Source organism: Pseudomonas sp. GL-R-19 (assembly GCF_019956375.1).
Lineage (GTDB): Bacteria > Pseudomonadota > Gammaproteobacteria > Pseudomonadales > Pseudomonadaceae > Aquipseudomonas.
On sequence record NZ_JAHBDJ010000023.1, the window covers coordinates 49,149 to 60,723 of the forward strand.

Consider the following 11,575-nt stretch of genomic DNA (forward strand, 5'->3'; position numbering starts at 1 on the left):
CGAGGTTTGAAAATGCGTGTTTTGTTGACAGGTGCCACCGGTTTCGTAGGTCGTGCAGTCCTGGGCCGATTAGCGGCTTCTGAAGATCTGGAGCCGGTGGCCGCCATTCGCGGGCATGCCCTGCCTGACTGTCCGGCGCGCGTTACAACTATTCAAACCGTCGGGCTCGAAAGTGATGCCGATTGGTCCCAAGCGCTGGATCGGGTGGAGGTCGTCATTCACAGCGCGGCGCGTGTCCATGTGATGAATGACACCGAGTCCGATCCGCTTGTGGCGTTTCGCAAAGTAAATGTCGAAGGCACACTCAATCTTGCCCGGCAGGCAGCTGACCAGGGGGTTCGACGTTTTGTGTTCATCAGCTCGATCAAGGTGAATGGTGAGGGTACGCCCCTCAATGAACCCTATCTTGCAGATGCTCCACCCGCACCAGCGGACCCCTATGGCGTTTCAAAAATGGAGGCCGAGCAAGGGTTGTTCGAAATCGCGAACGATTCAGGGATGGAGGTCGTTATTATTCGTCCCGTGCTCGTTTACGGCGCGGGTGTAAGGGCTAATTTCCTGAACATGATGCGCTGGCTGGACAAAGGGGTGCCGCTGCCATTCGGGGCTATCCATAATCGACGCAGTCTGGTCGCGCTCGACAATCTTGTTGATTTAATAGCGACCTGTATTCGCCACCCGGCTGCAGCTAATCAGATTTTCCTTGTTAGTGATGGGGAAGATCTGTCCACTACGCAGCTGTTGAGGCGCATGGGGCAAGCGCTGGGCAAGCCTGCACGGTTGTTGCCTGTTCCGAGTGTGCTGCTTGAGCGTGGGGCGCAGCTTTTAGGCAAGCAGGCTTTATCGCAACGGCTTTGCGGGTCGTTGCAGGTCGATATAAGCAAAACTCGAAAACTGCTGGGCTGGTCTCCTCCCGTCAGCGTCGATGAAGCTCTGGTGTCGGCTGCGAACTACTACAAGGATAGGCAGCGATAAGCTGGCTAACGGCAGTGCTGGTTCAATTGCAAAATTGATTTTGGCTGTTTCAGGAAGTTGATCTTTGAACACAATTTGGTTGTTGACTGCTGTGGTTGGTGTTTCATTTTTGGCCACGGGTGCATTGCGCAAATATGCCTTGGCACGCAGTTTGATAGATATTCCGAATTCACGAAGTTCACATTCGGTCCCGACACCGCGTGGTGGAGGTGTGGCCATCGTCCTGAGTTTTCTGATTGCGTTACCGGCGCTTGTCTGGGTAGATGACATGGCTTGGCCCATGGCGTTGGCTCTACTTGGAGCCGGTGGATGGATTGCAGTCATAGGGTTTCTTGACGACCACGGACACATTGCTGCCCGGTGGCGCCTGCTGGCGCATTTCGCTGGTGCCATCTGGGCATTGTTCTGGATTGGCGGCATGGCCCCGATCAATGTGTTCGGTTACGAAATAAGCTTGGGATGGTTTGGTTATGTCATCGGGGCGTTGTTTCTGGTCTGGATGCTCAACCTCTATAACTTTATGGATGGTATTGATGGTCTGGCGAGTGTCGAAGCGATTTGCGCCTGTGTCGGCGCTTGTCTGGTGTATTGGATTGGTGGCCATCCGAGTCTCTCCATTCCCCCGTTTGTGCTGACAATGGCCGTACTCGGTTTCCTTGTCTGGAATTTCCCGCCTGCGCGTATTTTCATGGGCGATGCAGGGAGTGGTTTTCTAGGCATGGTACTGGCGGTGTTGGCCCTGCATGCCGCATGGACTGCCCCGGTGTTTCTGTGGGCATGGCTTATCCTGTTGGGAGTCTTCATTGTTGACGCTACCTTTACCTTGCTGCGCCGCCTGTTGCGTGGTGACAAGGTCTATGAGGCTCATCGCAGCCATGGATACCAGTACGCTTCACGGAAATTCGGCAGCCATCGTGTGGTCACGGTTGCAATAGCCGCTATCAATTTGTTGTGGTTATTGCCGGTCGCTATATTGGTCGTCATGCGGTACCTGGATGGTTCGACGGGATTGATTCTGGCCTATGTGCCGTTGGTGGCACTGGCTTTCAAATTCCACGCTGGCGAGTTGGAAGTCGCGAGTAATGCGTGATGGTTGCTCTGGCTATCACGCAATGCCTGGTCCACAAGCGATACCAAAAGCTGTAGTTGTTGTATCAATGCTAGGGGCTTCGAGAGGTGTTTAGAGGGGTTATGGATAAGATTCGGGCAAATTTATTAAGTCTGCCAAGACGACATAAGCGCATTTTGCAGGTATTGACTGATATTTTTCTGGTCTGGTTTGCCTTGTGGATGGCGTTTGTTGTGCGTCTGGGGCTGGACGAGATGATCAATCCCCTCACTCAGCATGTTTGGCTTTTTGTCAGCGCGCCTGTCGTGGCAATTCCTTTATTCATCCGCTTTGGCATGTACCGCGCGGTGATGCGGTATTTCGGCAATGATGCACTTATTGCCATTATCAAGGCTGTCACATTATCGTCCCTGATCCTCGGCGTCTTGGTGTACTGGTACAGCAATCATCAGAACGTCGTTCCCCGCTCGATCATATTCAACTACTGGTGGTTGAGTCTGATCATGATCGGGGGATTACGCTTGGCCATGCGCCAGTATTTTATGGGTGATTGGTTCAGCGCGGCTCAGCATGTCCCGTTCACGAACAGGGATGACGGATTGCCAAAAGTTGCGATTTACGGTGCCGGGGCCGCAGGCAATCAACTCGTTACCGCCTTGCGAATGGGGAGGGTCATGCGACCTGTTGCCTTTATCGATGATGATAGCGGTATTGCCGACAGGGTTATTTCAGGGCTGCAAGTCTATAAGCCTAAACATATCCAGCAAATGATCGACAATACGGGCGCTCAGGAAATTCTCCTTGCCATCCCGTCGTCCAATCGTGGTCGCCGCCGCGAGATTCTTGGTTTTCTCGAAGGTTTCCCTCTGCATGTTCGGAGTATTCCGGGGTTCATGGATCTGGCCAGTGGCAGGGTCAAGGTGGACGACATCCAGGAGGTAGACATTGCTGACCTGCTCGGCCGTGACGCTGTTCCGGCCCAGGGGGAGTTACTTGAGCACTGCATCAAGGGGCAGTGCGTTCTGGTCACGGGTGCCGGAGGCTCCATCGGCTCCGAACTCTGCCGTCAGATTCTGGAGCTCGGGCCCACGACACTTTTATTGTTTGAACATAGCGAATTCAATCTCTACAGCATATTGTCCGAGCTGGAACAGAGAGTTGCACGAGAGTCATTATCGATCCGTCTTTTGCCAATCCTGGGGTCCGTGCGCAACCAGGAAAAACTTCTCGATGTGATGAAATCCTGGCGCGTGGATACGGTGTATCACGCCGCAGCCTACAAGCACGTGCCAATGGTCGAGCATAATATTGCCGAAGGTCTGCTCAACAATGTGATTGGCACGCTCAATACAGCCCAGGCCGCACTTCAGGCAGGTGTCTCCAACTTTGTATTGATTTCGACCGACAAGGCCGTGAGGCCTACCAATGTAATGGGCAGTACCAAGCGTCTTTCCGAGATGACGCTGCAGGCGCTCAGTCGAGAGTTGGCGCCGGTATTGTTTGGTGACACGACCAACGTTTCTCGGGTGAACAAGACGCGCTTCACGATGGTTCGGTTTGGAAATGTTCTGGGATCGTCCGGTTCGGTTATTCCGTTATTTCACAAACAGATCAAGTCGGGGGGGCCGCTGACGGTCACCCACCCAAAGATCACTCGATACTTCATGACCATTCCCGAAGCCGCACAACTGGTTATTCAAGCGGGTTCCATGGGGCAGGGTGGTGATGTCTTCGTTTTGGATATGGGGGAGCCTGTCAGGATTGTCGAGCTCGCCGAGAAGATGATCCATTTATCCGGTTTGAGTGTCCGTTCGGAAAAAAACCCGCATGGCGACATCTCAATCGAGTTCACGGGGCTGCGTCCGGGTGAAAAGCTTTATGAGGAATTGTTGATCGGTGACAACGTGGCTGCCACTCAGCACCCGATGATCATGACTGCCAACGAGGATTACCTGTCCTGGGATGTGCTGAAGGTCAAGCTGAGCGAATTGCTCCGCGCTGTTGATCAAGACGATTATGCACGTGTTCGCCAGTTGTTGCGCGACACGGTTAGCGGCTACTCCCCGGATGGTGAAATCGTCGACTGGATCTACCAGCAGCGGCGCCTCGAGCCCTGATTGTTTAATATTTTGCAATGTACATATTTTTGACAGTGCCATTACATAGCCTAAGTTTGAGGAGCAGCTTCGGAAAAGCTGCTTTCTCAAACGCCGTCATGGAGCTTCAATCATGCGTACAGGCTACTTTTACTCTCTGGTCTTTGCCCTTCTCACCAGTGTTCCCGCCGTTACTTTCGCTGCTCCAGCGAGCAGTCCCGAGATGCTCAAAGCACCTCGGGTACTGGATGTGGCCGCCAAGGAGCAAGTGGGCAAAATCGATCTTAATAGTGCCGATTCAGCAACGCTGCAGCGTGAACTGTCGGGTATAGGCGAGGCCAAAGCCAAAGCGATTGTTGCATATCGTGAAAGTAATGGACCATTTGCGTCGGTAGATGAATTGCTGGAAGTGAAGGGGATCGGTAAAGCGCTTCTGGACAGGAATCGCGAGAGGATCGAATTGAACTAAGTGTGTGATTGAACGAAAAAGGCCGATCATTGCAGGCTGTGTGAAAACCTGGCAATCTGCTGGCTAGTTAAAGAAAATGCCCGAATCGCAAGATGAGGGCATTTTTCTTATGCGCTATATCCAAGGTGCGTATTTCGGTACGCGTCCGGGCATCCCGTCTTGCGCAACTAAACCGGTTGCCGCTGCCCATACCCTTCTCCAGGCATAAAAAAACCCGCCGTAGCGGGTTATGTTGAGATTGAAGTTGTTATGAAGTCATAACGTTTAAGTAACGCTGATTCGTTTCTTCACGTTAACTCCAGCTAATACCGGGCAACAAATGAACAGTGTGAACGCGTAAGGCATCCAGACAATTGGTCGCTGATATATACTAAACAGGAACAGCGCGAAAAACAGTAATGCCCATTTCGGAAAATCAGCTCTACGCAGAAGTGCGATAGCAAGCAAAATCATAGAGCCGGCAAAAAGGATCATTCCGATGATCCCAAAGTCCGTGAATATTCTCGTTACTACTTGAGAGACTCCACCAAACGTTACGCTAGCGTCAGAGCTTACCCCGAACATAAGAGTCTTAAAACCTGAAGACCAATAGTCATTGATCAGTTTTTGCATTTCAGGAAGCGATCTATTGTTTATATATTGAGTCGGACGCAAGGTTGAGGCTGGTAATACAGTGGTGTTTTTCACTACCGAAGCGTCCGATGCCTGCGTCTCTGGAAGGCCAGCAACTAGCTCCGGAGGAGAAGACAATGGTCCTGTCAAGCTAGGCGCCGATGCTGATGTAGTGACTTCAACTCCAGGGCCTTTCGCATTCGTTTCTGTGTGAAAAGAATCTGGCTTGATGACTCCTGCGGTAAGCAGCCCCGCAACTACGCTCAGAGCGAGAGGCGCCAAGGTTCTGGCAGATCGGGTCAGCACCAGCCGAGCAGCAAAACCAGCGGCTGTCAGCACTGCAAACGCCAAAGAAAACGAGAGCAACCCGCCTACGAAAAGTAGGGTGGTGGCTGTGGACCTGATCCGGAACCTATGGGCTGCGAGCAGAAATGCTGAAACGGTACCCACCATCCCCGGCTCATCATAAACCGCACACAAACGGAAGAGCGCTCCGCCCCATGGTAGAGACATCACGTTATTCCCAAGCAATAGCACACCGGGCACATTGAGATAATAGCCCCCCGCTGTGGCCATTACAGGGTTTAGAAGCGGCTTGTGATCGAAGCTGATTTGAAGCCCGAGAATGGAGCCAATCGATACCAAAATACCTGGCAGCAAGCTCAACCCGAAGATAATCGAAAATGCTTTTATAAGCTCGGCTCTCCGACTGTCTTCGAATACGAAGAGCGCTAGCATAGTCGGCAGAACGAAATACCAACGTGTAAAGCTTCCGTCCGTTTTGGGGAGCAAGCTTATGTAGACTATAAAAATTGCCATCATGGCAAAGCCGATCATTTCACTTTTACGTGGCCGATCACCAGCGATAAACGCGAGCACCGCAATGACGCCAGCCGTTAGTCCGGCAAGTACAATATGCCTACTGGAGCCCCATAAAAAGTACGGATTCAAAGATATCCATGAACACAGCGCTAAAGCAGGGGCAAGCAAGAGATGGCCCCGATTGATGAATGATGAATACATTCTTGATTTCCTTGAAATGCTAAGCCGATAGCCGGCAAGTGTATTGGGCCCTCGGGATCTACTTGGCGCTTGCCACAATCGAGTCTCGCTTAGCTCGGGTGAGCTCCACGATGCATACCCTGTCGTAACTTTCCTGCTTGATCACCCCCACTATATCCAGAGAAGCTATCGCACAGGACATGTCAGATTGGATTTGCTGGGTCCAAGAACGCGAGCCTGCTTTGATTTGGCATCCCTCTTGATCTCTTACGGATTTTGGGACCGCATCAGTCAGGTCCATATCCGGGATACTACAATCTCTCGCTTCCTGATCTGCCGTTTTCCAAGCTGCAGCTGCTTACTCTACCAAAGACGAGCCCAGCGCAGAGGAAGAAATCTAAACCAGGGCCAACCCCGCCAACGTAATCCGTTTCGGCGATGCACAGCGTATTACCTTGGCCAAAGTCATTGCCTGTCGTCCTTTGGGTGAACATATACTCATAAGGCCGGCATGCTATCAGCTTTGAGACTGGTCTGCGACAACACACCAGCCGTCCCTGGCATAGGATCGCTTGGGCTGCTTCTGCGCTTCAGCCTTCTTGGCTGCAGCCAAAGCTACCTTTTCCGTATCGCAAGGAGGACCGACCTTATAGGTACCGTCGGTGTAGACGAGTTCCGCGTTGATCTTTCCGCTGCGCGGCCATTGTCTGTGCTGAATTTTCATCCTGCGAGAGCCTGCGCTACAACCTTACCGGAATAGGCCAAAGCCGCTCCGTTGTAGTAGGTCTGATACTTGTCGAGGTACACCACCGCGCCTGCCAGCCCATTTGTTCGCATGATACAAACTTGTGGCCCCGCGCTCCGCGCAGTAGCTCTGCGAGTCGCTCGCGCAAGCGACCCAGACTCATCGTCGCCACTCTCAGCCTTGGCTGTTGATGCCGGCTCATCCCGTAGCTCAAGTAGTCACACATCCCTGACCCGGCAACCCCGCTTTTTTTCCCGGTTCAGCGTCAGTTTCAGACGCTGCCTCAAGAACCGCTCGACGCCGGCGATCACTCGCTCACCGGCACGACGTCTGCGCACATAAATGTTCGCATCATCGGCGTAGCGTACGAAACGATGGCCTCGCCGCTCCAAAAGTAATCCAGAACCTGCGCGACAAGCCATTAGCTACTGATTCTCCTGTGCTATCACTCGGGTTGAACAGGATATTGGTTCCCAGGGAGGGTTGCAGAAACCCAAGGCTCTTCAGATTGTCTCTTTCTTTAATCGGATCAGTCGTTTATTTGCAGCTAGTCTTATGCCTGAAGGCGAACGACGGTCAGGCGAAGGTTCTGGCATGAATATGTGAATGAAAAGGCTCATCGTCGTGATTGTCGTACTGATATTGGCGGGTTGTGCGACTAGTGCAAGGACCCTTGGGGGACGCGGAGTCAGTCACGTCGAGATTGATTGCTCGGGGCTGGGATCGGGGTGGGAGAGGTGTCAAAAGCGTGCCGACAGGGAATGTAAGGGGGAAGGTTACAAGGTGGTGGCAAGGTCCGACGATGCCAAGCATGAAGAAGAATACTTTTTTGGCTTCAATCCTGCGGGTTTATTGACACGGACCATGTTGGTTATCTGTAGCCGAGCAGGGTGCCGGGGCGCGGCCGCTTCTGTATCGGACGTTCATGCGGAGAGAGAATGGGGTAAATACAATGGGCTGTTCAAAATCGTCCGGGCGTGCTAAAACCTTTGAAGCGCTGATCTAGCTGCTTGAAAAAGAAGGGAAAAATATGACGAAGTCGGAGTTGATCGAACGAATTGTCACCCATCAAGGACTGCTCTCATCTAAGGATGTGGAGCTGGCCATCAAGACCATGCTTGAGCAAATGTCTCAATGCCTGGCCACCGGCGATCGCATCGAGATCCGTGGCTTCGGCAGTTTTTCACTGCACTATCGCGCGCCGCGCGTGGGGCGTAATCCGAAAACAGGTCAGTCTGTCAGTCTCGATGGCAAGTTCGTTCCGCATTTCAAGCCCGGCAAGGAGTTGCGTGATCGGGTGAATGAGGATGAGGAGGAAGTGTCGTGATAGTAAATGGAGTTTGGGTTGTTACCAATGCCTAATATCAAACGCGTAATTCTTGCGGTTTTGTTGTTGCTATTGATTTTAGTGGTCTTGGTGTTCGTCCTGGAAAATCAACAAGCCATTTCGATGGTGTTTCTTGGATGGACGGGGCCTGCATTGCCCGTGTCGGTAATTGTAGTGCTGTCGCTGTTGGTAGGGATGGTATTGGGACCTCTATTGTATTGGCTATTGCTTAGGGGCAGGAAGGTGCCTCGGGCGTCAGCCAAGTAAATTATAAAGAGATGAGTGTTCGGTTGACGGATTCATGATGTTTTTCGAGGTATGGGTAAATCATCGTTTTCGATTTTTTATATCTGCAATTTTTTTTCAATTCGGTAGATAGCGCAGCTTCCCAATAATATAGGAGGGAAGCGTCTGTCGGCTTTGATTTTTAATGAGATGTAACTTGGTGTGGTATTTGCTGGGGCTATTTGTGCCGCATGGTTTACGGGCGCGATGGTAGATGCTGCCAGGTTGTTAAGACTGGAAGGAAATATTAACTTTTGGCAGCGGTGGTGTGCTTGAGTGGCTACAGGAGTAGAGCAAAATAATCACTATTTTTATGATTTGTTATTGTCGGCGCGGCGTTCTGTGGGCTGGATGTCAGAAATATTTGAGAGTTTCTCAGTTTTGTTGATTGGTTTAAGTGGTGGGGGATATGTCCTACGCACTATTCAGTAAAGTCCAATCACATCTTGCTGCCGGTTGCCCAATCATGACAGCTTTTCGAGGAGAGGGATCCGCGTGATCGTTGAGTCAGGCGCTGGACTGGATTGTGCTCCTGATAATAGTTCCGCATTGGCGGTCCTTCTGGATGTGTCTGGTATCAAAGAGCGTCTATTGAAACTGGACTTTATTAAGGGGCAGTTGATTGCCCAAGGTTATGGCTCCGGTTGATGCTCGACCCGAACTTATTAAAATGAGTCGTGCGGTTGCTGAGTCAGATAAGCAATTGAATCATATTTTGGTGCGCTCAGGCCAAGATGGCGATATGGCATTGTGGGCCATATAATTGCTTATCTTCCATTGGTCGTCTTGGCTAAGGTGTTTCATCCGGGCGAGAAAGAAAAATTCAGACCTGACCCGGATGTTCGACCCTTACTGGTGTAAAATGATGGCCGTACGGGAATAAACGCATTCTAAGCGTCATAAAAATTGGTGTGGAGGAGAGTTCGAAGAGGTTATGGATAGATTCCGAGCTTTGTTATTAGGTCTTCCGCGCCGCAGTAAACGACTGATCCAGGTTACTGCTGATGTTGCGTTGGTGTGGCTAGCCCTATGGATGGGATTTGTTGTCCGATTAGGCATCGATGAGATGGTCAACCCGTTCACTCAGCATCTCTGGCTTTTTTTGAGCGCGCCGTTTGTAGCCATTCCACTTTTTTTTCAATTTGGAATGTATCGTGCGGTCACGCGCTATTTTGGTAATGATGCCCTTATTGCGATCATCAAAGCGGTAAGTTTGTCATCGTTAATTCTCGGCGTCGTTATGTATTGGTATAGCAATCATCAGAATGTTGTGCCGCGGTCAATAATTTTTAATTATTGGTGGCTAAGTTTGGTCATGGTCGGCGGCCTTCGATTGTTTATGCGTCAATATTTCCTCGGTGATTGGTTTTCCGCAGCTCAACATGTTCCTTTCACTAACCGGGATAACGGATTACCTAAGGTAGCTATTTACGGTGCTGGAGCTGCCGGAAATCAGCTTGTTGCAGCTTTGCGAATGGGGCGAGTCATGCGTCCGGTTGCCTTTATCGATGACGATAGAGGTATTGCCAGCCGAGTTATTTCCGGCCTGAAAGTTTATAAACCAAAGCATATCCAGGAAATGATTGAAGCTACTGGTGTGCAGGAAATATTATTGGCGATACCCTCCACATCTCGTGGGCGTCGGCGAGAGATACTTGGTTTTCTGGAGGGATATCCCCTTCATGTTCGTACTGTCCCAGGTTTCATGGATTTGGCAAGCGGGCGCGTAAAGGTCGATGATATTCAAGAAGTAGATATCGCCGATCTATTGGGGCGTGATGTAGTTTCTGCCCAACATGAATTACTCGAACATTGCATCAAGCAACAGGTCGTACTTGTCACCGGGGCTGGTGGGTCTATAGGTTCTGAGTTGTGTCGGCAAATATTGTCATTGCAACCAACGGTCCTCTTACTGCTCGAACATAGTGAGTTTAATCTCTACAGTATTTTGTCGGAGCTTGAGCAACGAATTGTTCGGGAGTCGTTGTCTACGAAAATTCTTCCGATCCTTGGATCGGTTCGTGATAAGGCTAAAATTTTAGATGTGATGTCAACGTGGCGTGTAGCGACCGTCTATCATGCTGCGGCTTATAAACACGTTCCGATGGTCGAACATAATATTGCCGAGGGTGTACTTAATAATGTAATTGGTACACTTAATGCGGCTCAAGCAGCAATCCAGGCAAATGTGGTTAACTTTGTATTGATTTCGACGGATAAAGCTGTTCGGCCTACAAATATCATGGGTAGCACTAAGCGTCTTGCCGAACTGACGCTTCAAGCTCTCAGCAAGGAACCAGCACCAGTACTATTTGGTGACACTGCAAGCATACCTGGAGTCAATCGAACCCGATTTACGATGGTTCGTTTTGGAAACGTTTTAGGTTCTTCCGGCTCGGTGATACCATTATTTCACAAGCAAATAAAATCAGGTGGTCCGCTCACAGTTACTCACCCTAAAATCACTCGTTACTTCATGACCATTCCAGAGGCGGCGCAACTGGTTATTCAGGCGGGCTCTATGGGGATGGGAGGTGATGTTTTCGTGCTGGATATGGGCGAACCGGTAAAAATTGTTGAACTGGCAGAGAGAATGATTCATCTGTCAGGTTTAAGTGTTCGTTCAGAAAAAAATCCGCACGGTGATATCTCCATTGAGTTTACCGGGTTACGCCCTGGAGAAAAACTCTACGAAGAACTGCTGATTGGTGACAATGTAGTTGCAACTCAACACCCGATGATCATGAGTGCTCACGAGGATTATTTGGCCTGGGATGTCCTCAAGGTCAAACTGACGCTTTTGCTTGCGGCGCTTGGTAAGGATGATTACTCCCTCGTTCGACAATTATTGAGAGAAACAGTCCATGGATACACCCCTCAAGGAGAGATAGTGGATTGGATTTACGAGCAACGACGTCTTGATCATTAAGCCGGTTATATTATGGATGTTAACTGAAAATAAGCTAGGATTCGCGGTGGGCAGAATAGGCCTGCG

Annotated in this window: 8 protein-coding genes and 3 pseudogenes; 8 read left to right on the plus strand and 3 right to left on the minus strand. The window is 50.6% G+C overall.

Features of this window, described 5'->3' with window-relative positions; all coding sequences use genetic code 11:
• The first annotated feature begins 12 nt into the window (after nucleotides 1-12).
• The 4 genes from KGA83_RS14180 to KGA83_RS14195 all read left to right on the plus strand — a co-directional run bounded on the left by KGA83_RS14180 (nucleotide 13) and on the right by KGA83_RS14195 (nucleotide 4,609).
• Nucleotides 13-975, plus strand: a complete 963-nt coding sequence (locus tag KGA83_RS14180; protein ID WP_108215426.1) for a UDP-glucose 4-epimerase family protein — start codon at nucleotides 13-15, stop codon at nucleotides 973-975.
• 64 nt (nucleotides 976-1,039) lie between these two features.
• A complete protein-coding gene (locus KGA83_RS14185; RefSeq protein ID WP_108215427.1) occupies nucleotides 1,040-2,065 on the plus strand; it encodes an MraY family glycosyltransferase in 1,026 nt (341 codons plus the stop codon).
• A 101-nt stretch (nucleotides 2,066-2,166) separates the two neighbouring features.
• Entirely contained in the window at nucleotides 2,167-4,161 is a 1,995-nt protein-coding gene (locus KGA83_RS14190; protein ID WP_108215428.1) for a polysaccharide biosynthesis protein, read from the plus strand.
• Nucleotides 4,162-4,273: 112 nt separating this feature from the next.
• Nucleotides 4,274-4,609, plus strand: coding sequence for a ComEA family DNA-binding protein (locus KGA83_RS14195; RefSeq protein ID WP_108215429.1), 336 nt, complete (start codon nucleotides 4,274-4,276; stop codon nucleotides 4,607-4,609).
• 264 nt (nucleotides 4,610-4,873) lie between these two features.
• Here the strand turns inward: KGA83_RS14195 and KGA83_RS14200 are convergent, their stop codons facing one another.
• The 3 genes and pseudogenes from KGA83_RS14200 to KGA83_RS14210 all read right to left on the minus strand — a co-directional run.
• Entirely contained in the window at nucleotides 4,874-6,244 is a 1,371-nt protein-coding gene (locus KGA83_RS14200) for a hypothetical protein (RefSeq protein WP_223529941.1), read from the minus strand.
• 496 nt (nucleotides 6,245-6,740) lie between these two features.
• Complete coding sequence (locus KGA83_RS14205; protein ID WP_223529943.1) at nucleotides 6,741-6,947, minus strand: hypothetical protein; 207 nt, start codon at nucleotides 6,945-6,947, stop codon at nucleotides 6,741-6,743.
• 58 nt (nucleotides 6,948-7,005) lie between these two features.
• A pseudogene (locus KGA83_RS14210) lies at nucleotides 7,006-7,360 on the minus strand (group II intron reverse transcriptase/maturase); the annotation flags it as partial.
• A gap of 214 nt (nucleotides 7,361-7,574) precedes the next feature.
• On the opposite strand from KGA83_RS14210, the pseudogene KGA83_RS14215 reads away from it, so the two are divergent.
• The 4 genes and pseudogenes from KGA83_RS14215 to KGA83_RS14235 form a co-directional block, all read left to right on the plus strand.
• Nucleotides 7,575-7,847: pseudogene (locus KGA83_RS14215) on the plus strand (hypothetical protein); the annotation flags it as partial.
• A 151-nt stretch (nucleotides 7,848-7,998) separates the two neighbouring features.
• Nucleotides 7,999-8,295: an integration host factor subunit beta gene (gene ihfB / locus KGA83_RS14220; protein ID WP_108215432.1), complete on the plus strand. Its 297-nt coding sequence runs from the start codon at nucleotides 7,999-8,001 to the stop codon at nucleotides 8,293-8,295.
• A 919-nt stretch (nucleotides 8,296-9,214) separates the two neighbouring features.
• Nucleotides 9,215-9,331, plus strand: a pseudogene (locus KGA83_RS14230) (UDP-N-acetylglucosamine 2-epimerase (non-hydrolyzing)); the annotation flags it as partial.
• Nucleotides 9,332-9,514: 183 nt separating this feature from the next.
• Entirely contained in the window at nucleotides 9,515-11,509 is a 1,995-nt protein-coding gene (locus tag KGA83_RS14235) for a polysaccharide biosynthesis protein (RefSeq protein WP_223529946.1), read from the plus strand.
• Nucleotides 11,510-11,575: the final 66 nt, after the last annotated feature.